Raw genomic sequence first — 25,826 nt, forward strand, 5'->3', positions numbered from 1 at the left:
CAGCACATCCTGATGATGAAGTTCTAGGAATGGGTGGAACAATTAAAAAACTAACCCGTGCTGGAAATGATATCAAAATAGTTATTATGGCAACGGGAATCACTTCACGACGTTCAACAAATTATAAAAACTCAAATTCATATGAAATTGATGAACAAACTTCTAAAACTATGAAAACACAAATTGAAAAGTTACGTCAAGATGCTATACGCTCATCAAAAATTTTAGGTGTAAAAAAATTGAATTTGAAGATTTTCCAGATAATGAAATGGATATTGTTTCAAATCTAGAAATCACAAAAAGGATAGAAAAATCTATTTTTGATTTTAAACCTGATACTGTTTTCACTCATTCACAATACGATGTTAATGTTGATCATAGAGCAATTTTTAATGCAACAATAACTGCTACACGACCAAAACAGAAATCTACCGTAAAAGAAGTAATATCATTTGAAGTTCCATCCTCAACTGAGTGGTATTTTCCATCTAGATTTTCACCAAATATCTTTGTAGATATTCACAAAGAACTTCCATTCAAATTAAAAGCATTAAAAGAATACAAAACTGAATTAGAAAAATTTCCACATCCTAGATCATTAGAATCATTAGAAATTATTTCAAAACGTTGGGGTACTGTCTCTGGTTATCTTTCTGCTGAAGCATTTTATTTAGTTAGACAATTAAAATCAAAATTTTAATTTTATACGTATTTTGATTTATTGATATTTTTAATTATAAAATCAACATTATTTTCTGTAAGGTTTGGATGCATTGGAATTGACACAATTTCTTTTCCAACTTCTTCAGTAATTTTCAATTTTTGTTTTTGAGCATAAAATGTCATTTTATGAATCGGATTATAATGAATTCCAGTTTCAATTCCATTACGATTCATTTCCTTCATAAATTTTTCTCTATTTTTTACTCTAATCCAAAACAAATGGTATGAACATTCATAATTAAATGGCATTTTATTTTCAACTGTAATTTCTTCACAATAACGCTTTGCAATTTTTTTACGAATTTTATTTACTTTATCTAATTTTTTAAGTTGTTTTAACCCGATTGCTGCTGAAAACTCATTCATGTAGTAATTCCAACCTAATTCCGTGATATCATATGTACTACCTTTTCTATTTGATATTCCACACCATCTTTTTGTTAGTAAATTTTTTCTCGATTTTAAACTAGATTTGTTATTTAGAGTAATTGCCCCTCCATTAGGCATTGCCAAATTTTTCACAGGATGAAAACTGAAACAAACTGCATCTCCATGAACTCCAATTTTCTTTTTTTTGTATGAAGCACCAGCTGCATGTGCAGCATCTTCTATCAAAATTATATTATTATCCTTACAAATTTTTTTTATTGTGTCAAGATTGCATGCCATACCACCAAAATGTACTGGTAGTATCACTCTTGTCTTTTTTGAAATATGGCTTTTGATATTTTCAGGATCAATACATAATGTTTTAGAATCAACATCTGCAAAAATTGGTCTCCCTCCATTGTAAACTACTGCATGTGCAGTAGACACAAATGATAATGAGGGTAAAATAACTTCTTTATTTTTTAAATCTATTAATGATAAGGCCAAATGCAATGCAGCAGTTCCACTATTTACTGCCACTGAAAATTTTGAACCAATATATTTACTGAATTTTTCTTCAAATCTGTTAACATTTCCAACACCTGAGCCAGATGCCCAAAACCCACTTTTTAAAACCTGGTTAATTACATTTTTTTCTTGTTGATCTGAATTTACTTCAAATAGTTTGATTTTTTTCTTCAATTTTCGTTCCTGTATGATATTACTAAAATATGTAAGTTCATTTTTATCATTTTACATTTTCCCTTTAACAAAATCTATAGATTTTACTGGTGTTGGATTTGTTTTTAATAATACAGCTTTGTAAATTGAGCAATAATCAAGAACATAAATTAGATTAATTAATTTTGATAAAATGTTTCCGTTAACTGATGAAATTTCCCAATAATCAATTTTATTTTTTTTGAAATATTTTTTTACCACAACCCATCGCTTCTTTGTTTTAATATAATCATCTCGTCCCTGAATTAAAATTGGTTTAACCTTTGATTTTCTTTCCCAAGATACAATTCCATTATGACATGCTTCAACTATATCTTCTGCAATAACATGAACTTTTGAATTTTCTTGCAAAGAATTTTTAAATCTAATTGCTGCAGCTTGTAATCCCCATGGATAATATATTATGGGTATATCATTTATCCACTTGGCTAAATTTAATGCTGAATTTGTTTTAGTTATATTTTGACTTGAAATATTGTTTCTTGTTTTTTTGAGTTCTCTAATTGAATCCACTATGTCTGAATTTTTTATTGGAATTATTGGTTTCATTACATTAAGTATTGAATATAAAAAATGAAGGAAAAGATGCTCTAGGCGAATGAAATTTTTCAACATTTATGTGCATAATTTTATGTTTTTTACAATAAGCATTCATTTTGCCTCCAGAAGAAAATGCAATTATTCTGCAATTTAATTTTCTAGCTGAATCAAGCACTACAAGAGTTTCTTTTGTATTTCCGGAAATACTTACTGTAATTACTAAAGTCTTTGAATTAACGGTTTGAGGTAACAAAAAGCCTTTAACAATACTTACATGCATACTGTTCTTTGAAAAAATTGATGAAATAATATCCCCTATTGCACCAGAACCCCCCATTCCCGCAAAGACAATATGATCTACTTTTTCAAATTTTATCTTTGCAAATTTCTTTAAAAATGATTTTTCAGCAATTTCAGGCCATTTATCATACACATCATACATTTTTTGTTTATCGTATGTTTGAAGATCTTTTTTGTTCAATTGTAACCCTCTTTATTGTATTTCTATAAGTTATTATCTAAATTAGAAATTTTCTTATTCCTTGAGAGAGTTCTATTTTTGGTTCATAATCAAGTTCTTCTTTTGCTTTTTTAATTGATGCTGTACTATGATCTATTTCCCCAATTCTTTTCTTCTCAAATTTTATTTCTAATTCTTTGTTTGAAAGTTTTTTAATTAAATTTGCTAATTCTAAAATACTTGTATATTTCCCACTTGCAACATTATAGATTTCACCATTTTTTTTGGAATCTAATGAAATCACTTTTACAAATAAATTTACAACATCTTCAATGGCCACAAAATCCCTTGTTTGTTTCCCATCTCCAAATATTGTAAGTGGCAATTTTTTTTTACTGCATTCTACAAATTTTGAAATAACTCCTGCATATTCTGGAGATTGACCTTCTCCATAAACATTAAACAATCTAAAGATTTTTGAGTCAAAATCATAATTTTTTGAAAAATTAATTATTTTTTCTTCCATTTTCTGTTTGCTTTTCCCATATGGTGAAATTGGATGTATGTTTTCACTTTCTATTGAAACATGATTCAAGATATTGTTGCCATATACTGCAGCGGAGGATAATGCAAAAATTTTTTTAATTTTATTTACATGACATGCTTTTAACACATTTTCAGTCCCATCTACATTTGTTTCAAATGTTTCTTGTGGATTTTGAATTGATTCATTTACACTAATCTTTGCAGCAAGATGAATTACGATATCATTATCTATGGAGTTTTTTGAAACGTCATCCAAATTTCTGATATCTCCTGTTATTACTTTGCTTTTATTAAAAGGAAATTTTTTTAAATTTTCTTTACTAGAATTTGAAAAATTATCATAAATTGTTATTTCATGATTTTGTTTAATCAGTGCTTTCACTAAATGTCTTCCTATAAATCCAGCACCACCTGTTACAAAAATCCTCATTTTCATCAATATTTAATTTCACTTCTATATTTGGCATTTGTATGATGGTGTTCAAAAATTGATTTTTTATATTTAGAATTTATTTTAAATAAGGCATCTTCTTCAAAAACTCTAAATGTCATCTGATCCTTCTTCATTACGAACCGTAGATTGGAAAAATAATAAAGTTGTAATGATTGATCAAACCAAATTACCTAATGAACTTGTTTTTGTAGAATTTGATGACTATAATCAGGTTGCTGATGCAATTAGAACTCTTGTGGTACGTGGCGCTCCTGCAATTGGAGTATCTGGTGCTTTTGGTTTGGCATTGGCAGTATTACAAAGTAACGCAACCACAAAAGATGAATTAATTTCAGATTTAGAAAATGCAAAAAAAATTCTTTTTGAAACTAGACCTACTGCAGTAAATTTGGCTTGGGGTTTAGAAAAAATTATGATTGTTGCAAAATCGAGAGATTCAGTTGAACAAATTAGGGAACAAGTCATATCTGAAGCAAAAAAAATGGCAGATGAAGATATTGAAATTAATAAAACTATGGGAAAAAATGGTTCTATTCTTTTTGATGATAATGATACCATAATGACTCATTGTAATGCTGGTGCCTTAGCAACTGTTGCATATGGTACTGCATTAGGTGTTATACGTGCAACAAAAGAAAGCGGTAAAAATGTCAAAGTCATAGCTACTGAAACAAGACCTATCCAACAAGGTTCACGATTAACTGCATTCGAATTAAAACATGATGGATTTGATGTTAGTTTGATTCCAGATACTGCTGTTGGTTATAGTATGGCAAATGGCCTAGTAAATAAAGTCATAGTTGGTGCAGATAGAATTGTAAAAACAGGTCATGTCTTTAACAAAATTGGAACCTATCAAGTAGCGACAATGGCAAAACAACATGGAATCCCATTTTATGTTGCAGCGCCATTATCAACAATTGATATGGAAAGTAACGCAGAAGATGTCATAATTGAAATGAGGAAAGGAAGTGAGGTGACTGGAATTGGTGATAAAAAAACTGCTCCTGATAAGATTAATGTGATCAATCCTGCATTTGACATGACTCCTCCTGAATTGATCTCTGGAATAATTACTGAAAAAGGCATAGCAAAACCACCATATGAAGAATCCATTAAAAAATTATTTGAAAATTAAATTAATCAACCTTTATTCAAAAGCATTATATTTCAAATAAATAAAAAACGTCATACAATTTTTGATTTATGTATTTCACTTTTCTTTCTTTTAAGAGATTTAGTTTTGGTTCAATTTTTTGAAAAAGCTTTGGAAAATTCTGTTTCCAATATTTATTATTATTACCACGGTATGAAATAGAAGTTAATGTTTCAGAGTATGATTCAAATCCAAAAATATATTTTTTTGATAATTTCAACATCTTTTTAATAATCTCTTCAACTGCTTCAGGATTGATATGCATTAAAACTCCTGATGTAAATACTAAATCAAATGATTTTTCAGGTAATTCCAAATCTTCTATGCTTGAATTGTAAAATTGTACATTGGGATATGTTTTTCTTGCAATATCTATTGCTTTTGAATTAATTTCTACTCCTGATATTTTTGTAAATCCCATTTTTTTAATATGGAAAAATTTTTTCCTACATTGCATCCCAATTCAAGGATTTCAATATTTTTATCAAGACCGTCTAAAAATTCAATAAAAATGTCGTCAGGATTTTGTCCTGTTATTTTTTTATAATCATTGTTGATCTTCTCAACAGAATCGTTCCTCTTTATGTATTCATCTCCAAATTCTCCTGACCAAAACTTTCTTTGTTCAAAATTTAACTTGGAAAAATCTTTCATAAAATTTGTTGAGTTTGTTAGAATTTAGAGCTTGCTGACTGTAATAGATGTTAAAACGCACTAGAATCTTATCGTATAGGTTTGAGAGTAAATACTGACTATTTTATTAAAAGAAAAAATAGAACCTATTAAGCAAAAAAACTTGAATTAACTGAAGCTAATTAATAGAAAGTTTTTATTGTTTTTCAAACTGCTCTTAACAATATGAGTGCAGTTTCTCCACAAGCAATCGAGGATTCTTTAAAACAATGCATGGATCCGGAAGTTCCTCTAAACATTGTAGAAATGGGACTAATCTATGGAATTGATGTGGCAGAAAACAATGATGTCAATATCAAAATGACAATGACGACTCAAGGTTGCCCTCTTCATGAAACTCTCGTTTCTGATGCAACAAGATTTGTCAAAAAAGTTCCCGGTGTAAACAATGTCAATATTGACATTGTGTGGGATCCACCCTGGTCCATGGATAAAATGTCTGAAGAGGCAAAAACCAAAATCAAAAACATGGGATCTGGTATGAATACCCCTGCACCAATAAACTATGAAACTGCATTACCTCAAGGCGTTGGTAAACTAGTTCAACAAGAGGACGGTTCTATGGTATTAGCAAACGAACATGACCAAGGATTCATGGTAAATCAAGCCATAGTTGATTTTTGGAAGTCATGTAATGGACAAAGAAAGGTTACAGACTTGGTTGAAATCTTTGCACAACAAACAGGACTACAAAGAAATCAAGTTGAAAAAGAAGTTATGCAATTACTGCAACAATTGCGTGATGGTGGATTAATTGCTATTGCTGGACAACCAGATGCTCCAAATGTTGAGTTTAAAAAATAATTTTAGAAAATATAATTTGAATTTGCACCATCAAAGTTTATTGTAACTCCTGACAAGTACTTTATTTTATTCTGAATGATTGATTTTACAAAATTTCCAATCTCTTCAGGCTCCCCGAGTCTCTTCATTGGTAGAGATTGTTTGTATTCTTCAACATTTTCTATTAATTCCTGAGTCCTGTCAGTGTTGATTGGCCCTGGTGCAATATTGATACAGCTGACTTGATTTTCAGCATATTCCTTGCTTAATACCTTGAAAATTTCAGCAAATGCTGCACGATATGCTGATGAAATTATTAATTTTGAATTTGGTTCTTTAATTACGCTTGAACTGATCAAAAAGATGTATCCGTTATCGCTGATCTTGATGTTTTGTAGAATAGTAACGAATCCCAAGAATAACTGATTGTGATATAGGTTCCAGTCCTCTTCCGTAATTGTTGCAAATGGCTTTGGGGAAGGTCCGCCGGTATTCAGAACAAGAATGTCTGTCTGAGTGTTTTTTTCCACAAATCTTCTAACGCTGCTCAAATCTGACGTGTCGATGTCTTTTCTAGAGGCTGCAAATACCTCTACACCTATGGACTTTAACGATTCTGAGATTGCCCTTCCTATTCCCCTTGAACCGCCCAGTACTATTGCGCTAGCCATATGTTTTTCAAATAATACAAGACAATTAAATCTCTTGTAACGATTTCATCCACGCAAGTTATTTTCCGCATGCCTTTACTATGCACTGATGTAATGCCATTCTGTGTCTTGTTCAAGTCCTACCAGCCCGTAAATTATGCTCATCATGGAGTCCTTTGGATGATTGAATTCTTTTTTGGCATCCAGTCTGGTATCAAGATCTTTCTTTAGATCCTTTCTTGTAACAGAGCAGAGCTCTGAGATCAACCATTCAGTCTCATATTCTCTGCTAGCAGAAAAAGGGATCATGAATTTAGATCTAGGATGGCCGCCTCTTGGATGGTGTCTTGATGTCTCAATCAGGTCGATGAATTTTTGTATCTGCGATGTCTTGTCAATCAAGATTCTGCCCGTCTCTTCCCCGTGCTCGTCTATCTTGTCACGATGAATCTGCATTGGCTTGCTCTCATTACTGATACTGCGGCATCCGTAGAAATTCTCGCTTCCAACTCCTGGAAACATCCTACCGGAAGTTCTATTGGCACCGCCGTCCTGAATTGTCTTGACTTGTATTGCACCGTACCCCAAGTCCCCCACACCGATGTCCCACCTGCTTGCCCGAAACAACTCATTGATGTGTTCTGTTTGATCTAATTGGTTCTCAGATGGTCGCTTGTCAATGTACGCAAGCTGAATCCTGTCATACTTTTTCCAGTGAATCAAAATTGATATTACTGTACTTGACGGATTTCCAGAACCAAAGTCCACTCCCATAGATATTTTGATGGAATCTTTCATCACGTCCTTCCACATTGCAATCTCATGCGGTTCCATCAACCCAAGATACCTGTAAGGATTCATGCAGGAGAGTACCATCTCCGGCGTGATTGGCCGTCCCTCTGACCTGTAAAATTTACCCATCACGTGAGATGTAAAGTAAGACTTTGAATTGTTCTTTTCCTGGTATTCTATGGAGTAGAATGGGGATGTACGATACTTGTTTGTGGAATCGTCAATGGTCAGCGCGTTTGTTGCAAAAATTGTCTGCGGCAGATGATATCCGTGGTATATTGCATTTTCCGTGTTTTGCGGAACCCACCTTCCACTCAGAACCTCTTCAAGATAATCTCCGACAACCAACCCGTTGCTGTCAAACCGTAACATGTCTCTCCAGTTGTGGTTGTCATAAACCCATTCCCGCTGATCAGATCTTTTCCACAGTTTCTCGTATGGCGAACCGAACTCACCACCCAATCCGAGAATCGACATCTTGCCTTTTGTTGCCATCATTGTCTGCCTTACCTTCTCCAAATGCTCAATGTCTTGGTACTGCGCCTCGTCCAGTATGCAGTGGTTCAGAGATTTTCCCTCTACGTGAATGTACTGGTTGTTGTCTGTCATGCAGTATATCGTGCTGCCGTTTTTCAGCGAAATCTCTCCCATGTTTCCAAGCTTATTGCGAGGAAACTTTGACAGTACTGGGTTCTGGCTAAACGTGCCAATCTGAAGTTTCTGTTTGGAAAAGCCAGTCAAGCTAGATTGGTTAAACGTGACATACCCAACCTGGATGCCGGGACTGGATGTTGCCTCGCATGCAAGCATGTCTGAGATGTATGTTGACTTGTAAATCTGCCTGCCTCCAACTATGATCTTCGAATGATAGTCGTCCATGTAGATGTCCTTCCAAAAGGGCGCAGTAAGAAACGTCCTTCTTTTCCCTTCTACTGTGGGCCGAGCCTTTTCTATCCATTCCAAAGGATCTGTTGGCAATGTGATGAGATGTGATGATCTTTTTGCACGTCTTTTCTTTATCTTGTTGATTGCATCTTTTGCAATCTTTCTGTGTCCCACATTCCAACTACTAAACAGCGCCATTTTCAATCATATACTCCTTGATTTCCCTGGATAGTACTATGTCTGCAGTAGGAGTGACTGTGAGGTTTGTCTTTTTTAGAATCATGTCTGAAATTTTTTCAATCAGCAAAATACTTGTCTTGTAGATGTTGTTCTCAAGATTTGGTATTCCGTTATTTTGCTCAATGCTGTATGTGATTTGTTTTTCTAGCGTTTCTTGTATCTTGTAAAGCTTTGACAGTTGGTTGTCTAGCGCAATATTGGAGTTTGAGATTATGATCTTTGATCTTTTAACAAAGTCTGGGTGTTCCGTAGATGCGATTTCGTCATACCACTTTTTGTAATATTTTTTTACAGTGTTGTGATTGATCTTTGTCTCTCTAGATGCAATAGACACGGTCAACATTTTTTCAAAGTATGGCCGCAACTTTTTTTCAATACGCAATTGGTCTGCTTTGCTTGGCCTACCTTTATTCACTAGAAACCCTCCTGGATATTTTTTGTAAATGTATTTTCAAATGAAAGTTGCTCATAAATTAAAAAAGCACTGCAAGCTAGAAATGTATTTGATTTTTTTAAAAGTTTAGTTTCCCCCGCTTTCATTCCTGTAACTGGACAAACGCTGTCCAATTGACTGTCCAATAAGAAAAATTTCCACTCCGCGTAGAGCTCTCTTGGCCTATTTACGCATCACATTAGAGCTCAAAACAGAGCTCAAATGTACAAAATGTGAGCTCAATACGAATAGCATTTTGAGCTCTGAGATGAATCCACTAATGACGCACCATCTTTTTTGGGATGTTTTGCTCGTCTCTTGTCTGTCTCTGGGTTGTTTTGGGATGCACAAAAAACCAGCTACAGTACTTGTGAGCTATGCATGTGCAGTGAGCTGTTATGCGCATGTCCCAGAATACTTTGGAAAGGGCTCTGCAGTGCTGTGATGACAATCGGTTTTTGTCTAAACTCTCAAGTTCACACTTTTTTGAAAATCAACGTGATAGTTATATCCAAAAGTACGATACTGTGAATGTTGAATCCAGTAATTTATGCCGGCATAGCGTGCGGTTCAATCGTAGCCATTTTGGGGATTTTCATTGCACTGGATGCAAATTCCGCATCTCAACTCCAGTTCACTGCAGTAGAAAACGAAGATTTTGATTTCATGTCATTGTCAATGGATAGCACTTATGCCGTTTGTAATCCAACAGGCTTTCCAACAAGTTTTGATAAAATCTACGCTCAACTATATTACAAAAATGACGAGGTAGCTGATTTTACGATATGGGGCTCTTCAATTCCTGCGGGAAAGGCAGTTGACGTTGATGGGAGAATTGACATTAACGCTCAAACTGTCTTGCAAATGTTCTTGGGAGCGTTTGCTGGCGCTTTTGCAGGCCAGACGCAAGAATTTGATGAAGAAGACGTAACGATAATTCTGAAAGTTGAAAAATCACTTCTTGGTTTCATACCGTACACATATGAAAAACAAATGTCCAGCGGGAATTTGGACGACATACAAAAATTCTTTGTCAGCACAACCGATGCAAAATGGGATTGTGATTATTCTCCAAAACAACAACAAGATTATGAAGAAAGAGGATTTGACACATCAAAACCACTGTCAGAAAACATAGAACGCGAAAGCACGATTACAAAGATTAACCAAATCAAGGAAAGCAAGGAGAATTACAGAAAAACAGTTTCTGCTTTGTATGACTGGGATTCCATCTGGTATGATGAAGAAAACAATGTCACGATATCCAACAAATTTGATCAAATTTTAGGCGTTTATGAGGATTATCCAACAAGCGTCTGCAAGGGTGATGTGGTGAGTATTCGTGGAAAATTATTAACTTCTGAAGGGATTCCAATCAGAGATTATCTGATTACTCTTGATGAGGAAATTACTTTAAAACGCCTAGACAATGTTAGGACAGATTCTGATGGAAATTTTGAATTTCTTTGGGTTGCAGAACATGTTAGACCTGCAGTAACCTATTCGCCATTGGGCAAAATGAGTTTAGAGATGTTAATGGTTGACACTCCGGAAAATTTTATTCCTGTGAAAGTTATTGAAGTGTGGGATTGCTAGATTCCAAGATCCCATTTACTATACCGCAAATTATTCAAGAAAAAACAACAAATGCTTAAGTTCATACAAAAATTTTAGATGTATGGCCGTAACAATTTCAGGCATTGTTGAGAAAACAATTGCAGGTATTTTAGGCGGTTTGGTGGTTTTACTTCTTGGAAATTATGCAAAAATCGAAACATTACAAAATTTTGTGAATGCAGTTTCCCTTAACGATGCTATTTTAATCACAATCATCATAATTGTCGGGGTAATTTTGGCAATATTGGTGATTAGAAGGAGAAGAAGGTGGCATTGGGTCTCAGGCTAGAAAATTTAGCCGTCTCCAAAATTTAACAATACCTGATTTTAGATATTTGAGCCTATTTTACAATAGAATATTCTGATTTCCCACTAATGATGTCCCATTTTACTAATTTTAATTCCGCAAGACGGCCCATGGTTGCAACCCTTTCTGAAGTTACAGAATATACCTTATCTGCTTCGTCAGGATTGTGGATTCTTAGATACTCAATCCATTCTTCTTTGAATACATCATCTAATTCATCAGAAGACATTTTTTTAGTTTCTAGTTCTTTCATAATCCGTTTAACTACTTTATTCTCAAAATCAAATTTTGAAATTATTTGTTTACGGATTAGTTTTACTTCCTCATTTGAAAAATTAGAATCAAATCTATCTTCATCTAATATAGGATTTTCTAGTATTGCAAATTCTTTTCCTAAATCAGACAATGTAAGAAAACAGCCATCATCATTAATTTTTGCTCTAACCAGTCCTAATTCAAAACATGCACCTTTAAAATCCAAATCTTTTTTAAGAAAACGTCCAACGAATTGTTCTTTAAAACGAAGTTCACTTGCAGCTATTTTATCTAATTTTTTCTTTTTCTTAACTCCCTTCAAATTTTTTGTTTCGGATTTTGGCAAGGGCAATCCTGTCGAGAGTTTTTCATTTCGGCCCAACTCATTTTCATCTTCATATGCTTTTAATTGATCTGATACTCTTTCTGCATACTCAAATGATTTTTCTCTTAACTCGTCTAATGAGAACCAAATTTTGTTTGTTGATGTAATTAAATTTGCTAATGTCCGTACAATAATTTTAACAGGAAAAAATCTATTGTAAAACGTCCAAATCATAGAACCATATGATAAGATAATTTCATTTTTCTCAGTTTCAACACCTGTTAGTAATCCATGTAATTCTCTTTGCATTTCTTTGATTATTTTTTTTAATTTCTAAATCGAGTGGTTTTGAAGAACCGATACCTTCAGTTGAAGATTCTGATTGTTCTTCTTGAATTTGATTGTTTAATGCAATTTTGATAAAATCATACAAATCATCATATTTTCCATCTTTTACCAAATCCTCAATCTTTTTGTATAGATCGCTATCAATGTCTACCTTGATTAGCATGGGTGTATTTCGTGCCTGTATTATTTAAAATATATAGTAAAACACTCTAAATATTCAATGTATTTCGTGTTATACATAGATCCATATGTTATATCCTTTTTAGATACTCTTTTATACTGTATAATACTCTTTATACTGTAGGTATGGCAACCGTACAGTTTGAATCGATGTTGGCTTTAGACTCTTGTGTAGTAATTGCTACAATCAAGAGTCCAAAAATAGCCAGAAAAATTATCCGCATTTTTAGAGGAAACAATAGCAGAGTAATCCTTCAAGATGTAGTCTTAAAGGAAGCATCAAAAATTCTTGGAATTCCAAAAGAAGAAGTCCTAGAAAAAATCAGCGCAATTCTCAGAAAAGAGGTACAGGTATTTACAACAACTGACTCTATGAGAAATGAAGCAACTAGATATGAAAACCAATATGGGATATGTCACAATCCAGACAGTAAAATTCTAGCTGCGGCAAAGACATTTTCCTGGACACTTCTTACTATGGATAAGAAGATGCTTCAGACTGCAGAGTTTGAAGGAATTTTAGCACTAAACCCAGTATGGGTGGGAGGAAAATAAAATTGCCTCATTATTACTTTGATATTGAGACTACGGGACTAGACCCAAAGGTAGATGAAATCCTAACCATTCAATATCAAAAGATTTCAGTTCATACAGGTGAAGCTGTAGGCCCACTGACAATTCTGTCTAGTTGGGAATATTCCGAAGAAGACATTGTAAAAGAGATTGCAGTCAACATGCTAGATGAATACCCTTGGAATTTCGTTCCGGTTGGAAACAATCTGACATTTGAGTTCAAATTTCTGTCTGAGAAATTTAGAAAATATCTTGGAACAGAAATTGATGTAGAGTTTTTTGTTACAAGACCTCACATAGATCTCAAATCAGTAATGATACTTGCAAACTCTGGCAAATTCAAAGGATGTCACCTAGTACTTGGAAAACAGGGCAATGGCTCTGAAGTTCCAACATGGTATGAAAACGGAGAGTTTCAAAAAATTATTGAGTATGTAAAAGACGAGGCAAATTGTTTTCTCAACTTTACATCAGAAGCACAGAAAGTATTGGGAAATAGATTCACGGGAGGACAAAGAAATGTCTGACAATCAAAGAGTTGTAAAACTTCCTTCGCAAGTTATTCTTTTAGTGCTCAAAACTGAGGCTAGAATGGACGAATTTCTGGCAAAACAGGCACAAAAATTGGAGGTTGAGGGTCTTGTCTAATTCCAAAATCCAAATTTCGGTAAATGCAATCAAAGGTAAAATTGCCGAAGAGATTGCAAAACAAGATTATCTAAGAAACGGATTTGAAATTCAAGAAACAGGAATTGGAAGTGACTTTATTGCAGTAAAGAAAACAAACGATACCATCTACAAAGAATACGTAGATGTAAAGTCCGGCAATGCAAGACTGACCAAGAAACAAAAAGAAACTAAAAATCAATTAAGAAAAGAAAACATCTGTTACTCCATATATCGTGTTACAAACCAACATCTAGAATTCCAAATTCAAAATAATCCTCAATTGCAACAACTTTGCCAATACTTGGGATTTGACATTTCTCAATATGCCGGAGTGTTTGTTATTCAGGATCCAACTAGTTGTCCTAATTGCGGGTTAGGCGGTGAAGGCTTGCAAGAAATTCTATCAAAGTTTGGACTACGCAACATGGGAAATGGAACTGTCAGAGTTCAATCTTGGTGTAGAAATTGCAGGAACTATTCAAGGAGAGGAAAAAAATGAGATGCAAACTATGCAATTCAGTTCACAAGAATACTTCTAGATACCAATCATGGATTGAACATCAGATATGTCGTACATGCTCTTATGTATTGGATATCTTTTCTTGGAACTCAAATTATCTTAAAGAGTATTGGGAGGTATCTTTTGCTTCCTGAATTAATTCCGTCTGTCTCTAGGCATTTTTTGTATTCTATACTAGAAGATAATCACAAAAGTGGAATGGCAATAATAGAAACCATGGCAGAAGCCCGTCCTGAAGAAATAGGAGAATTTTTGTCTTCCCTAGCTAATTGCCTTGTTTCTTATTTCTACCAATTAGAAACAGGCTTTAGTGATTACGAGAAAATTCGAATTCAGGCACTAAAAGCACTAAAGAATCCTGATTATGAGGATAACGTGGAGGAGTGTAATTGAATTCAAACAAAATCAGATCAGATTATGAGGATCATAACTTTATACGCGTAGTATCATCAAAAAATATTGGAGGTTTTAATTTTGGAAACTAGTTTTTTTGACAAGTTAAAGCCATACAAACCAGAGCAGTACAGTTCGAATATCACATTAGACAAACTTGTAACTGTGGGATTGCTAAAATTGGATGAAGCAAAAATCGAAAAAAGCTTTGACAATGTTGTGGTGATATTACATAAACTGTTCCCAGAAAAATTCTCGCTAATTACATATCCTCAATATCCTGACTCCATTAGAGTTGATAACACACTTAGACTGGATGCAAAAAAACACAGCAAGTATCTTACAGGCAATAGGGTTCAAGGATACGAATTAACCAGTTTAGGAAAAATCACAGCTGAAGATACACTTGTACAACTAAGTTCATCTAATTCTAGAATAGTTAACAAAATCTCCGGAACTCAAAGAAATAGAGCAACAAGGGCAATTGGAGGCGTAAGTAATTCTGATGCATTTAAAAAATATTCTACAAAACAATTTAAGGAAATTAACAGATTTGATGTATGTAGTTTTCTTCATGGAACATTAGAAACAGATAACGAGAAATTGTTAGCAAACCTCAAAGTCCTAAAGAGATTTGCAAAAGATATTGGAACTCTAAAAGAGTTTGAAGACATATCAAAACAAACTTTAGAATTTTTTGATTATATTGAAAAGAATTGGGAGGAGTATTCTCATGACTAGAACTGGCAAAAAACTAATGGCATTAGATGACCGTCTTGTAAGTAGAATTCAAGAAAGGGGAACTAGGGGAAATGTAATTAAAAGTCTAGCTGAATTGGTCAAAAATTGTGATGATGCTTATGACAGATTAGAATTACAAGGAGAAAAGACAAGTGGAATTATAGAAATCGGTTATTGGAAATTACCAAAAGGCAAAGGGTTCAGTGTTTCAGGATTTTTTGTAAGGGACTTTGGTGCAGGAATGTCAACGGAGCAACTAACAAATGCTTACTTTAGTGAATCTCCAGACAAAGGAAACTATGGAAGTGACACTAGTGGAGATACTAGAAATGGTGCCATAGGGGTAGGCGGAAAGGACTGTTTCAAAAATATGGTCGATTGCCTAATTATTTCTGTTAAAGATAATCAGTTGACAGTTGCAGATATTGAAACAGATGTACGTACAGATCGTCTAGCAAGCGAGATTATCTCAGGAGAAGATGCAACACCGTATTTGCAACAAGTAAATAACATGCTAAAAAATTCTGCCGAGTCAATTGACTTATCTAAAAACCAAACATTTGCCATGTTCAGACTTCCTGAACATCATAGTGGTTCAAGAACAGATACTTTGGCCGAACAACTAACCAACTTTTACACTCTTAGATGGATTATGGAATCAAATATTCGTAAAGTGAAATTAATCGATGTAACAACTGGTCAAACATCAATATTAAAACACATTCCCACTCCAGGAGAAGTAATTTTTGAAAAATCATTTACCATTCCGTATTCTAATATCGGTTATGACGTACTAGTACAAATCAAAAAATCTGAAACGGACTTGGATCATAAAAGTGACTTTGGGGAAAATATTCTGATAAAGGATAATCGAGGTGCAATTTTAGATAACAAACTGTTTGGATATGAATCGGATTCTGGTGCAAATAGAATATTTGGACAAGTTGTAATTAATGATTGGAAAAAACTTTACAGATTAGAAAAAGGAAAAATTCTAACTGATCAACGTGAAGGGCTAGATTATAATCACAAATTCAACAAACTTTTAGAACAGATAATCAGAACACACCTAAAACCGATTATTGATGCTGAGAAAGAAAAACAAGGCAGTAATCCTAGGCTTGAACAAGGCTTAGACAAGAATATCAAAAAAGCATTTGCGTTTATCAACAAAATTATGATGAAGGATCCTGATGCGGGAACTCATGAAGAAGAACTTCCTGATGTGCCCCCAGAAGGAATTGAATTTTCAAAACCATCATTAACAATTCCATTTGAAAAAACAAAAAAACTCAAATTATTGTTAAATCCCGGTAGAGTTCCAACTAATTCTGAAATTGCATTACGAGTATTTGGTGAGGCAATCACAATAAGTCCTGAAAATTCCATTAGTGCTCCTGGAACATATGACGTAGATGTCCCATATGTGGAAATTGAAATTACAGGAAAGAAGTTAAACGCAAGAAGTACTCTAAAGGCCTATTTTGGGGAAATGGTGGCAGAAACAGAAATTTTTGTTGTGCCAGAACAATTTTTCCAGCCAAAACATGGTTTTGCATTTAAGCCCTCCAAAGCCAATTTGATTCCAAAAAAATCGCGAAAAATTAAACTTGTCATAGATACAAATCTTGTAGATCCGGGCACACCAATAGAGATCTCTTGTGATGATGAGAGAGTTGAATTTTCACCCAAAAAACTTACTGTTACAAATCCTCCAAATCTTGGCAAATATCTCACCGAAGAAATAATAGAAATTTCATGTAGTAAACTGGGATTAAAGGCAAAGTTAGTTGCTGAAACAAAGACGAATGCAGGTGAAGACAGACAAGCAATATGTGAACTAGAAGTTAAAGAAAAAGAGCCTCCAAAACAATTTTTCAAAGACTATGAACTAGATCCTAAAGGAGAAAAAAGAGTTCGTTCAAGATTCAAAGATGGAATTATCTATGTTCACGTAAATGCTCCTATTTTGTTATTCACTTTTGGTAGAAATCAAAAGAATCTCAGAGATAAGAAAGCAGAGGCCATCTTTATGTTGGCAGATACAGTTGTTCAGAGAATGGCAATGGAATGGGCAACATGGAAGGCCGATAATAATAAACTCGATATACTATCTGATAGAGCTACAGAAATTCAAGTTGAGAAAAACAGTATTGAATACGAATACGGTCTTCAAATTCATCAAATGATAGTTCAAGGATTTACAAAAAAACTAGAGGATCTTTAATCGGTAAGGAATAAAAAATGGATGCCAATCAAAAAGATTCTGCATTCCATATTGACATTAGTGATTTAGAGGAAATTGAAAAGAAAGAAAGAAAAAGAAAATACATCAATGAATATCAAAGAAAATATGCCAAAAGATCATATGTAAAAGATAAACTAAGCAAACAAAAACAAAACAAAACACTAACTGAAAAAATTAAGAAACTAGGAACAGAAGATCCACATAGGATTTGTAAAAAATTGGGACGTACTAGAGCATACGGACGACGACATCCAGAATACTTTTACCGATGCTCAAAATGTGATGTGTCTTATTCAGATAAAGAAAAAGAGCATTTCTATAAAGAAAACAAATGCCCATGTTGCCATTTGATGTTAAGACAAAGGAAAACTGTTACTCAAAAGAAAAGTCTCAATTAAAGATCTAGTTATAAGTAACATTCAAAAATATGATATTCATACTTAGAGGCATACTAATAAGAATAGTTTGTAGATACACCTGCAGGAGGAGCCTCATCTCAAAATAATTAGAATCGAACACTTCCTTGTTCATCAAAATCAAGATTAGAATTTATCTTTGCAATTATAGCTGAAATCAATACCAGAACTACACCTACATAAAATATCTCAGGTATCCAATCAAGTGTAATTCTAAAGATAAGAATTATCCAACCTATGAAACCAGTTATAGATACAAACAATCCAATTATGCCAAGTCGAAAAATTGCATATAGCAAAACAATGAGTTCAAGAATTCCAGCAATGGCTGAAACAGGTTGGAATACATTAGCCCAAAACCATATCAGAGTCTCATTTCCAAGTGATTTGATTAGTTCCCCAAGAAAGATTTCATTTATTGTAGCAGGATCGATATCATGTCCAAATTGTACAATCACATAAAGTGAAATTGCAGAGAACAAACTAAACAAAAAAACTTTATACGGATCATCGAGTTCTTTTATCCATTCAATAAACTCTACAATAGAAGGTTCACGTTTACTCATATTGAAACAGCATATGTTAAGATAAGAGGTTCATAAATGATTCCAACCTGTTAGTCTTGCAGTAGAGAAAGAATTTGAAAATTATTTAGATTTTTTTAGTTGATCAACATCTTTTCTCAATTGAGTAAAATCATGGTTTAATTTTTCATATTTTTTGTCATTTTCTTCATTAGTAACAAATTGATTATAGAATAACAATATTGAACTTCCGGTCCCCCATGCAACAAAAAATAATGAAAGAATTAATTCCACAGCAGTTTGGCTTTGAGAGAGTGCCCACATTCCCATAGGCGTGACAACAAGACTAATCATTAACATCTTATAGAGATTTTTCTTTTCTGTTCTTTTGTACCAGGAAATCCCATCTTGTAACCCCAACGGATTATTATAATATCCTGGATGGTTTGCAGGAAAAATCTTCATGTAAAAATTATCAAATGAATGTAAGGCTTTTGAGAGTTTTAGTTTAATTTCAAATTTATGTTTTTTTGGAGTTGTGATGGCACTCATGTTATTCTATTAGTAAAACTAATTTTTAATGTTTATTGCAATAAAAATTGAATCAAATCTTTTACTCTTAGTTGGTAATGATGATATGTAGAAAATTTAGTTATTATTTTGAATATGTTCAACAAATGCTAATGTATTACGTATTTTCAGGGTAGGTTCAATTCCAGGATTTTCATTTAGTTGTGCTTGAAGTATTTGATTGACATTTTTAGAGGAGTCAACCTTATGCCAGATATTATTTTCATCCGTAATTTCGCCCATAGATCTATGAGTATTCATTATTCCCTCATACGATTTGATAAAATTAATCCCATAACCGTTTTTTTCAGTTAACCCTTTCAAGGGAACATCATATGGTGTAATGTACACGTTTTCATTGTAATCTTCATTATCTGCAGATAAACTTGCATTTCTAGAAGCAATAATATTTGCAGATGGTGCTAATGAAACACCAATCCATTGGGATTGTTCATAGTATTCTGCAGCTTCAAACATAATCTTTCCTGTAAGTGCTCTATCATTTTCATAATAATCCCCATACGCAATACAACCACGAAATGGAATATTGAGACATAGTCCTAATGCCAGTAAATAGGATGCAGCACTTGAAGCAAATTTTAGCAACACATGATCACCCCAATCCTGGGTTTTGAGTGGAATTTCAGGATCAGGTGAAAAAGACATCAGAACAGTATCGGAAAATGATCTAATTTTCATCAACATTCCGACCTCTTTTGCAGTGTCTGCATTTTTTTCCATGAATTGCAGAATTTGTTCCCATTCATTGAATAGGAAATTCTCTTGATCTTTATTCCATCTAGCTTTTGTTCCTAAAGCATCCAGTAGAACTATTGCTCCTCTTTTCATAGATTGTACAGCAGACATACAAAATACAATGAAAAATGACTATTTATTTTGAATTCTTATAAAATCAAGATATATTTCTGATGAAACCTTTTACTCTTGCAGTCTAAACTATCTTAATTTCGGAATGCTTCTGAAGTAATACTTGGAGGTGTCTTTAGATAAACAACATACAGCCTTTTCAATTGGTGTGAATTCCTTCTTTTTCTCAATAAAATAATACATGTATGTTAGTAAAGCCCTATGAACTCCGTCCATTAACATGAATGGACCTTCTGGGGATGTCCCACCAATCATCCAAGAATATCGTCGTGCAATTTCAGGATCATATTCTTGGAGAGTGGACTTCATCCAATCCATTCCTTTAGAAAAGTTAGAAAAATGGTTTTTATCATATTCAGAATTCCAGTTTTGTTGTTCAGAATTGGGTAGCCAAACAAAATCTGCAGAATGGAGAAGTTTTGCATAATGTGACAGTTGTGTTATGTCCGAGTCAAACAATGACCAACCATATCTTTTACCATAAGGACCAATTTTGTCATTGTAATAGATATGTAGATTGTTTTCAAAATCAGATTCATTCAGAGTAACATAAAAGAATCTGACTTCATTTCCCAGATTGTTGAAAACAGATTGTTTTGAGAATTTTGGATCATAATCTACCTGAAATGCTTGTTCTCTAGAAATTTCCTCCAGAAAATGGGGCATACAAAATCATAATTTTAGACATTATTTTCATTATCGGTCAAATGGCGACTACTTGTTATCCTCTCTAACAACGTGTTCCTAATCAAATTTGAACCAAATGTTCGTTCTGAATAAATTATTGAATGATTTCTAAGACTTTTTCAGGTGGAATTTGACCATAACTCTTCTTTAACTCATCTATAGTATGCCAGCCTCCCACCTCTGCAATGATTCCATAGTTGTAATTGGTTTTAGACAACCAATAATGAGCACCCAAATGTCGCAGAACATGTGAAGGACGAGTTAGAAAATATGTTTCATTTTTTCCTAAATCTTGAAAAATTTCAACGAGTTGTCGATTGATGGTTTTTTTGAAAGCATGTTCTGCAAGTGATGACTCGACAATTCTATCGCAGTTTCTATCTTTTAATAATTTCAAACTTTTTTGAGTATCTTCTCTTGTAATGTACTTTATCCATTTTCCTCCACGGATATTTTCAGTCTTTGATTCAATCACAGACATAAGAAATATGGTGTCATCATGTTTTGTTTTTAGTTCTGTCCAATCATTTTTCATGTTGTACAGAGCACCAAATCGTGCACAAGATTCGATTCCAACCCAGAACCACCTGTATACATCTGAATCTAAACCCCATTTTTCCTTGATGAACTTGTCTGCTGCATCAAACTCTTCTTGTGTGAATCTAATGTCTGCATATTTTCCATGATGGGGAACTTTTTGAGACATTACTCCTGAAACACCTTTTCTCCAGGTAATATCGTAAAACGAACAAAAGTCTCTTACTGCTTGTGCTTTGTGGTAGACGGTAGTATTCTTTCCGGTAGGTTTGCATCCACGATTAGAGCATACAACATCACCGTTTTGGAAATGCTTTGCAAACGTTCTCATGATTTTTTCAGTTTTCTTTGCAGAGATTGTCAGATCATAGGGAGTTACCTTGCAGGTATTGCAAACAATCTCAAGGGAGCGTAGTCTGTTTCTCCAGGACTTTAGTGGCATTCCTTGCTTTCTTGTCAGCATGTCATCCATCCATTCAGAGACAAGGGGGTCAGATGTGATGGAATGGTGTTTGTTGAACTCCCGGAACTCTTGGTCTTTTGATTTTGGCAAAAAGAAATGGCCTGACCTTAGGCGGACCATCTCTCCTCTCTGCGATAATAACTTGATGTAATTGTAGACGGACTGTCTGGCGATTCCAAGTGCCTTTGCAATCTCTGGTGGCTTTAGCGGGTAGGGCCTGTTTCCCTTGGCGTAAAGCAATCTATGGATTTCCTCTAGAATGTCATCTTGTGATGCTTTCTTGCCGTAGAGGGTTATCTTTCGACGTGCCATTACTCTGCAGGCAAGTCTCGAAAAAATTTTTGAAAGCGGAAACTATGGGATGTTTGTGCAATTAGCATTAATCTAATTGGACAAACTTCATGTTTTTAAAATTAAATGCAAATATACCCGGATGACTAATAATATTGGACAAACCTTTAGGGGTTAACCCCTAAAAAAACAAACAATGTTAAAATAATTTTTAATTATTTTAGACTATTTTAGAAACAGGCATTCAAGAATAAAATTCCGTCCAACTAAATTTTCTCTATCAAAATTTCATCTTAGCAGATTTCCTATCTTGTCAAACCAAAACTACCTAGAGCCACTCAAGACATGAAATACTATGAAAACATCTAGAATGATAACAAAGACAAACAAAAGAATGTGGCAGTCAGATGACTTTGCATTGTACTGTTTTTGATTAAAATATTTTCTTGCTGCCTAGATTTCCTTAATCTCTGTAATGGTCCCTTGAACAGAATCCATCTTGATTATTGCCTTTTTCTCGCCCCAACCTAATGCAACATACCAGTCTCCTGCATCTTCATGATACTTTGTTTCCAGAGTTTGAATGGTATCTGGTGCAGCGTTGTATTTTTTTGCAATGCCTGATACTGCAAGGGCTATTGCATCCTTTTCTTTTTCCAACCTTCTCTTCATTAATCCAATTCCAGGACTCATGGAGTAACTAGATCATGTCATCTAATATAGTTAATTCATAATATTGGCCATAATGTCGAATTTTTCTAATTGACACTTACAATATTTCAAATAACCCAATTACGTTATAGGAATAAAATGAAACTAACTCAAAGACTTTCAAACTCTGCAATAGCAAAATCAGGCACGCTTGTTTCGCTAGTTTCTATTTTCTCTATGGTTGGTCCAATCATAATTGTTTCAGCAGGATTCTGGGATGCAATTTCCCATATTCTAAAAGAACCAGAGTTCTTTTGGAGCCCTTCTCACATTGTAGTCTACTCTGGTGTCTCGATGACTGCCTGTGCTGCAATTATGGGAAGCATACTGATAATCCGAAAATCGGTTCATCGTTCTCTTAAAACTGGAATCAAACTGGTAATTGTTGGCTCCCTTCTACAGATTGTTTCAGGCTTTGGCGATTCTCTGTCCCATGATCTTTTTGGAATTGATGGATTAATCTCCTGGTCCCACCAACCTCTGGAGATAGGACTTTTACTTGCATCATTAGGTGCAGTTTTGATTTTAAAAAATAGAGAACATACAAAACTCAAAATATTTCTTCCATTCTCTATAGTAACGTTTTTGTTTTTTACTACTTGGCTGATTTTTAATTTTGTATTGATTTTTGGGCATACCATTCAATGTATTCAGATCTATGAGATATTCTCTTCAGGTTGCTCAATACTATAGTTTTTAATTTTGAAAAATGAAATAATCAACATTACGATGGCACCAACAAAAATCATTAGCCCTGATGGCACCATTTCCTGAGAATTTGTATCCCCCAATTCTATCTGCACATAAATTGAATTTTTTGCAATGTTGGTAATTTTTATGGTATGTTTGCCGTCCTCTTTAAAATCAAAATATCCTACTGACATTTTTGTTTGAACCATTTGTTCTTGAATCACGTTGTCTCTGGGATCTAGTATCTGAACAAATACCTCCTCTCCTGAGAATTCAGGTATGTATAATTTGAAATATCCAATACCCATACCAAAAAATTCTGACTCTGTCTCAAATGAATTAGATTGTTTTAGTACAATTGAATCGTATTTTTTTTCAGTCTCATCAAAAACATACGCTGTCCAAATCATTCCTACAATTACCAATGCTAATCCAAGTTTGAATGGAGATATTCTCATTTCATCATGCAGAGAAATTATTTGCTTAATAAGATAATCTAAAGGGCTCGGAGGGCTTCGATCCCTCGACCTGGCGGTTCGAAGCCGCCCGCACTATCCAGGCTGTGCAACGAGTCCAAACAAGTAAGAATTTAACGGGCCTAAATATCTGTCTAGATACTTTGAAGGTATCAAAAAAAGTAGCAGGTGTAGAGTACGCAATTAGAGATATTGTTCTTGCTGCAAGAAAAGTACAACAAAAAGGAATGCAGGTAGATTATCTCAACATTGGTGATCCTGTCCAATTTGGTTTTCAACCACCTGATAATGTTAAACAAGCTTTGATTGATGCAATTAACAATGGTGAAAATTACTATTCTACTTCTGAAGGTCTTTTGGAATTAAGACAAGAGATTGCTAAAAAAGAAAACGCTAAAGGCTTGTCTATTTCTGCTGATGAGATTCTAGTTACAAATGGAGTTTCAGAAGGACTAGACATGGTAATCTCATCAATTGTTGAGGAAGGAGATGAAGTGCTGCTTCCAGGACCCTATTATCCTCCTTATGCTTCTTATGTTAGACTGCATGGTGGAATTCCAGTAGAGTTTGCAGTTGACTTGGATAACTCTACTCCTGATATTGAGGATATCAAATCCAAAATCACCTCAAAGACTGTTGCTATTTGTTTGATTAGTCCAAACAACCCAACTGGCGTTGTATTTAATGAAAAATCACTCAAAGAACTAGTAGATATTGCAAATCAGCATAATCTCTACATCATATGTGATGAAATCTATGATCAGATAATTTTTGATGAAAAATTTGTAGGAATTGGCAAAGTTGCAGGAGACTCTCCGGTAATTGTTCTAAATGGTTTTTCCAAAGTCCATCTAATGTCTGGCTGGAGAATTGGCTATATTGCATTTAACAATTCACCAAAACTTGATGCAATTAGAGAGAATCTTCCAAAACTAGCCAGAGTGCGAATTGCAACCAGTCTGCCCGTACAACATGCTGCACTAGAGTCATTACGAGGACCTCAAGACTATATCTCAAACTTTGTGACTGAAATAAAAAAACGCAGAGACTTGGTTGTAAAGAGACTAAACGAGATGCCAGGACTGTCTTGTCCAAATCCAAAGGGCGCATTTTATGCATTTCCAAAAATTGAAGACAATAGATTTGGAACAGACAAAGAATTTGTTACAAAACTATTGGAATCAAAAGGAGTTTTAACTGTACATGGTTCTGGTTTTGGAGAAAAATATGGCAGTGGTCATTTCAGGTTAGTTTATCTTCCAAGCCTTGAAGTTTTGGATTCAGCAATGAACAAGATTGAGGAATTTGTACGTCAGTAACTCCAAACAGAAATCTTTTCAGGAATAATTTCAATAATACAGTCAGTATCATCAAGTAATTCTTTTGCTGACTTGTTTTCCAATGTCTTAAAGTAACGTAAAAGAATCTTTTTTGCAATTGTTTTTACTTTGGATTTTTCTAAAATCACATTTGCCTTTCCTTGACCCATCACACCATAGATGTTGGGCGCATTAACTCCTGTATCTACACAAAAAGAGACTCTGTTGTTTTTCTTTGCATTTTTTGCCTTTTGTGTCTTGGTGTTTGTGCCAATGTAGAATTTTTTAGCACTGTATCTGTACCAAACAGGAACAATGTGTGGGGTTTTGTTTTTTCCAATAGTAGATAACCGCAGTATCTTTTGAGTTTTTAGAAATTCATCTTTTTTGCTCATGTCTTCTGAATCCCAATGCTATCATAAAAATACCAAAGGCCAGCATTGCCATTGATACCTTTTCATTAGTAATTTCACCATTTATCAGAAACTCTTCAACAAACTCTGGTCCCCATATCAATAACTGTCTGACTAAGACAATCCCTGCCATAACAGAAAATAAAACTCCGATAGCTGTATACCAATTTCTACCTCGCCTATAGTATTCGTGGCTCATG

Annotated in this window: 34 protein-coding genes, 1 tRNA gene and 1 pseudogene; 15 read left to right on the top strand and 21 right to left on the bottom strand. The window is 34.1% G+C overall.

Going from position 1 to position 25,826, the window contains the following annotated elements:
• Positions 1-29: 29 nt before the first annotated feature.
• Positions 30-700: pseudogene (locus NKOR_RS10190) on the top strand (PIG-L deacetylase family protein).
• Positions 701-702: 2 nt separating this feature from the next.
• Here the strand turns inward: NKOR_RS10190 and NKOR_RS00535 are convergent.
• Genes NKOR_RS00535 through NKOR_RS00545 form a run of 4 tightly spaced genes read right to left on the bottom strand, consistent with a single transcriptional unit; the run spans position 703 to position 3,815 of the window.
• The gene (locus NKOR_RS00535) at positions 703-1,794 is read right to left on the bottom strand and encodes a DegT/DnrJ/EryC1/StrS family aminotransferase (protein WP_014962419.1); all 1,092 of its coding nucleotides are present in this window, start codon (positions 1,792-1,794) and stop codon (positions 703-705) included.
• 51 nt (positions 1,795-1,845) lie between these two features.
• Positions 1,846-2,382 carry an SIS domain-containing protein gene (locus tag NKOR_RS10195; RefSeq protein WP_232212231.1) on the bottom strand — a complete coding sequence of 179 codons (537 nt, stop codon included), beginning with the start codon at positions 2,380-2,382 and terminating at the stop codon, positions 1,846-1,848.
• Positions 2,383-2,386: 4 nt separating this feature from the next.
• Positions 2,387-2,854: an SIS domain-containing protein gene (locus NKOR_RS10200; RefSeq protein ID WP_232212232.1), complete on the bottom strand. Its 468-nt coding sequence runs from the start codon at positions 2,852-2,854 to the stop codon at positions 2,387-2,389.
• Positions 2,855-2,891: 37 nt separating this feature from the next.
• Positions 2,892-3,815, bottom strand: coding sequence for an NAD-dependent epimerase/dehydratase family protein (locus NKOR_RS00545; RefSeq protein ID WP_014962420.1), 924 nt, complete (start codon positions 3,813-3,815; stop codon positions 2,892-2,894).
• A gap of 109 nt (positions 3,816-3,924) precedes the next feature.
• Here NKOR_RS00545 and mtnA point away from each other — a divergent pair, with 109 nt between their 5' ends.
• Complete coding sequence (mtnA, locus tag NKOR_RS00550; protein ID WP_014962421.1) at positions 3,925-4,971, top strand: S-methyl-5-thioribose-1-phosphate isomerase; 1,047 nt, start codon at positions 3,925-3,927, stop codon at positions 4,969-4,971.
• A 25-nt stretch (positions 4,972-4,996) separates the two neighbouring features.
• Here mtnA and NKOR_RS00555 read toward each other — a convergent pair whose 3' ends face one another.
• Together NKOR_RS00555 and NKOR_RS09805 are read right to left on the bottom strand one after the other, a co-directional pair.
• Entirely contained in the window at positions 4,997-5,410 is a 414-nt protein-coding gene (locus tag NKOR_RS00555; protein ID WP_026089925.1) for a methyltransferase domain-containing protein, read from the bottom strand.
• Complete coding sequence (locus tag NKOR_RS09805) at positions 5,383-5,643, bottom strand: class I SAM-dependent methyltransferase (RefSeq protein ID WP_026089926.1); 261 nt, start codon at positions 5,641-5,643, stop codon at positions 5,383-5,385. The genes NKOR_RS00555 and NKOR_RS09805 overlap by 28 nt, the downstream gene beginning before the upstream one ends.
• A gap of 204 nt (positions 5,644-5,847) precedes the next feature.
• On the opposite strand from NKOR_RS09805, the gene NKOR_RS00560 reads away from it, so the two are divergent.
• The gene (locus NKOR_RS00560) at positions 5,848-6,486 is read left to right on the top strand and encodes a PqqD family peptide modification chaperone (protein ID WP_014962422.1); all 639 of its coding nucleotides are present in this window, start codon (positions 5,848-5,850) and stop codon (positions 6,484-6,486) included.
• Positions 6,487-6,488: 2 nt separating this feature from the next.
• On the opposite strand, the gene NKOR_RS00565 is transcribed toward NKOR_RS00560, so the two are convergent.
• The 3 genes from NKOR_RS00565 to NKOR_RS00575 all read right to left on the bottom strand — a co-directional run bounded on the left by NKOR_RS00565 (position 6,489) and on the right by NKOR_RS00575 (position 9,447).
• A complete protein-coding gene (locus NKOR_RS00565; RefSeq protein WP_014962423.1) occupies positions 6,489-7,136 on the bottom strand; it encodes an SDR family oxidoreductase in 648 nt (215 codons plus the stop codon).
• 78 nt (positions 7,137-7,214) lie between these two features.
• A complete protein-coding gene (locus tag NKOR_RS00570) occupies positions 7,215-8,990 on the bottom strand; it encodes a hypothetical protein (protein WP_014962424.1) in 1,776 nt (591 codons plus the stop codon).
• Positions 8,977-9,447, bottom strand: coding sequence for a hypothetical protein (locus NKOR_RS00575; protein ID WP_014962425.1), 471 nt, complete (start codon positions 9,445-9,447; stop codon positions 8,977-8,979). The genes NKOR_RS00570 and NKOR_RS00575 overlap by 14 nt, the downstream gene beginning before the upstream one ends.
• Before the next feature lie 549 nt (positions 9,448-9,996).
• On the opposite strand from NKOR_RS00575, the gene NKOR_RS00580 reads away from it, so the two are divergent.
• Positions 9,997-11,061 (top strand): hypothetical protein, encoded by a 1,065-nt coding sequence (locus tag NKOR_RS00580; protein ID WP_014962426.1) that lies wholly within the window; start codon positions 9,997-9,999, stop codon positions 11,059-11,061.
• Positions 11,062-11,143: 82 nt separating this feature from the next.
• Positions 11,144-11,371: a hypothetical protein gene (locus tag NKOR_RS00585; RefSeq protein ID WP_016939526.1), complete on the top strand. Its 228-nt coding sequence runs from the start codon at positions 11,144-11,146 to the stop codon at positions 11,369-11,371.
• 52 nt (positions 11,372-11,423) lie between these two features.
• Here NKOR_RS00585 and NKOR_RS00590 read toward each other — a convergent pair whose 3' ends face one another.
• Entirely contained in the window at positions 11,424-12,278 is an 855-nt protein-coding gene (locus tag NKOR_RS00590) for a hypothetical protein (protein WP_014962428.1), read from the bottom strand.
• A complete protein-coding gene (locus NKOR_RS00595; protein WP_014962429.1) occupies positions 12,241-12,480 on the bottom strand; it encodes a hypothetical protein in 240 nt (79 codons plus the stop codon). Before NKOR_RS00595 ends, NKOR_RS00590 begins: the two co-directional genes overlap by 38 nt.
• A gap of 143 nt (positions 12,481-12,623) precedes the next feature.
• Between NKOR_RS00595 and NKOR_RS00600 the strand changes: the two genes are divergently transcribed.
• The 8 genes from NKOR_RS00600 (at position 12,624) to NKOR_RS00630 (ending at position 18,039) form a co-directional block, all read left to right on the top strand.
• Positions 12,624-13,052, top strand: coding sequence for a PIN domain-containing protein (locus NKOR_RS00600; RefSeq protein WP_232203007.1), 429 nt, complete (start codon positions 12,624-12,626; stop codon positions 13,050-13,052).
• Between the two features lie 2 nt (positions 13,053-13,054).
• The gene (locus NKOR_RS00605) at positions 13,055-13,597 is read left to right on the top strand and encodes a ribonuclease H-like domain-containing protein (RefSeq protein ID WP_016939868.1); all 543 of its coding nucleotides are present in this window, start codon (positions 13,055-13,057) and stop codon (positions 13,595-13,597) included.
• A complete protein-coding gene (locus tag NKOR_RS10475) occupies positions 13,590-13,718 on the top strand; it encodes a hypothetical protein (RefSeq protein WP_016939528.1) in 129 nt (42 codons plus the stop codon). Before NKOR_RS00605 ends, NKOR_RS10475 begins: the two co-directional genes overlap by 8 nt.
• The gene (locus tag NKOR_RS00610; protein ID WP_014962432.1) at positions 13,711-14,238 is read left to right on the top strand and encodes a hypothetical protein; all 528 of its coding nucleotides are present in this window, start codon (positions 13,711-13,713) and stop codon (positions 14,236-14,238) included. The genes NKOR_RS10475 and NKOR_RS00610 overlap by 8 nt, the downstream gene beginning before the upstream one ends.
• A 144-nt stretch (positions 14,239-14,382) precedes the next feature.
• The gene (locus NKOR_RS00615) at positions 14,383-14,652 is read left to right on the top strand and encodes a hypothetical protein (RefSeq protein WP_232203008.1); all 270 of its coding nucleotides are present in this window, start codon (positions 14,383-14,385) and stop codon (positions 14,650-14,652) included.
• An 81-nt stretch (positions 14,653-14,733) separates the two neighbouring features.
• Complete coding sequence (locus NKOR_RS00620; protein WP_014962434.1) at positions 14,734-15,393, top strand: hypothetical protein; 660 nt, start codon at positions 14,734-14,736, stop codon at positions 15,391-15,393.
• Positions 15,386-17,620: a hypothetical protein gene (locus tag NKOR_RS00625; RefSeq protein ID WP_014962435.1), complete on the top strand. Its 2,235-nt coding sequence runs from the start codon at positions 15,386-15,388 to the stop codon at positions 17,618-17,620. Before NKOR_RS00620 ends, NKOR_RS00625 begins: the two co-directional genes overlap by 8 nt.
• A 17-nt stretch (positions 17,621-17,637) precedes the next feature.
• Positions 17,638-18,039 (top strand): hypothetical protein, encoded by a 402-nt coding sequence (locus NKOR_RS00630; RefSeq protein ID WP_014962436.1) that lies wholly within the window; start codon positions 17,638-17,640, stop codon positions 18,037-18,039.
• A 107-nt stretch (positions 18,040-18,146) separates the two neighbouring features.
• On the opposite strand, the gene NKOR_RS00635 is transcribed toward NKOR_RS00630, so the two are convergent.
• The 6 genes from NKOR_RS00635 to NKOR_RS00660 form a co-directional block, all read right to left on the bottom strand.
• Positions 18,147-18,623 carry a hypothetical protein gene (locus NKOR_RS00635; protein WP_014962437.1) on the bottom strand — a complete coding sequence of 159 codons (477 nt, stop codon included), beginning with the start codon at positions 18,621-18,623 and terminating at the stop codon, positions 18,147-18,149.
• Positions 18,624-18,704: 81 nt separating this feature from the next.
• Entirely contained in the window at positions 18,705-19,133 is a 429-nt protein-coding gene (locus tag NKOR_RS00640) for a hypothetical protein (RefSeq protein WP_014962438.1), read from the bottom strand.
• 96 nt (positions 19,134-19,229) lie between these two features.
• The gene (locus NKOR_RS00645; protein ID WP_014962439.1) at positions 19,230-20,018 is read right to left on the bottom strand and encodes a hypothetical protein; all 789 of its coding nucleotides are present in this window, start codon (positions 20,016-20,018) and stop codon (positions 19,230-19,232) included.
• Positions 20,019-20,108: 90 nt separating this feature from the next.
• Positions 20,109-20,705 (bottom strand): hypothetical protein, encoded by a 597-nt coding sequence (locus tag NKOR_RS00650; RefSeq protein ID WP_014962440.1) that lies wholly within the window; start codon positions 20,703-20,705, stop codon positions 20,109-20,111.
• Between the two features lie 115 nt (positions 20,706-20,820).
• Complete coding sequence (locus tag NKOR_RS00655) at positions 20,821-22,038, bottom strand: LexA family transcriptional regulator (RefSeq protein ID WP_014962441.1); 1,218 nt, start codon at positions 22,036-22,038, stop codon at positions 20,821-20,823.
• Between the two features lie 432 nt (positions 22,039-22,470).
• Positions 22,471-22,710, bottom strand: coding sequence for a hypothetical protein (locus NKOR_RS00660; RefSeq protein WP_014962442.1), 240 nt, complete (start codon positions 22,708-22,710; stop codon positions 22,471-22,473).
• Between the two features lie 117 nt (positions 22,711-22,827).
• Between NKOR_RS00660 and NKOR_RS00665 the strand changes: the two genes are divergently transcribed.
• Entirely contained in the window at positions 22,828-23,421 is a 594-nt protein-coding gene (locus NKOR_RS00665; protein ID WP_014962443.1) for a hypothetical protein, read from the top strand.
• Here NKOR_RS00665 and NKOR_RS00670 read toward each other — a convergent pair.
• Positions 23,385-23,876 (bottom strand): hypothetical protein, encoded by a 492-nt coding sequence (locus NKOR_RS00670; RefSeq protein WP_014962444.1) that lies wholly within the window; start codon positions 23,874-23,876, stop codon positions 23,385-23,387. The genes NKOR_RS00665 and NKOR_RS00670 overlap by 37 nt on opposite strands.
• Before the next feature lie 42 nt (positions 23,877-23,918).
• Positions 23,919-23,993: transfer RNA gene (locus tag NKOR_RS00675), tRNA-Arg, on the bottom strand.
• 44 nt (positions 23,994-24,037) lie between these two features.
• On the opposite strand from NKOR_RS00675, the gene NKOR_RS00680 reads away from it, so the two are divergent.
• Positions 24,038-25,213, top strand: coding sequence for an aminotransferase class I/II-fold pyridoxal phosphate-dependent enzyme (locus NKOR_RS00680; RefSeq protein ID WP_014962445.1), 1,176 nt, complete (start codon positions 24,038-24,040; stop codon positions 25,211-25,213).
• Here NKOR_RS00680 and NKOR_RS00685 read toward each other — a convergent pair.
• Both NKOR_RS00685 and NKOR_RS00690 read right to left on the bottom strand, forming a co-directional pair.
• Positions 25,207-25,608, bottom strand: coding sequence for a pyridoxamine 5'-phosphate oxidase family protein (locus NKOR_RS00685; protein ID WP_014962446.1), 402 nt, complete (start codon positions 25,606-25,608; stop codon positions 25,207-25,209). The two genes, NKOR_RS00680 and NKOR_RS00685, sit on opposite strands and share 7 nt — an antisense overlap.
• A complete protein-coding gene (locus NKOR_RS00690; RefSeq protein WP_026089927.1) occupies positions 25,592-25,825 on the bottom strand; it encodes a hypothetical protein in 234 nt (77 codons plus the stop codon). The genes NKOR_RS00685 and NKOR_RS00690 overlap by 17 nt, the downstream gene beginning before the upstream one ends.
• Position 25,826 lies beyond the last annotated feature (1 nt).

Source organism: Candidatus Nitrosopumilus koreensis AR1, assembly GCF_000299365.1.
GTDB lineage: Archaea > Thermoproteota > Nitrososphaeria > Nitrososphaerales > Nitrosopumilaceae > Nitrosopumilus > Nitrosopumilus koreensis.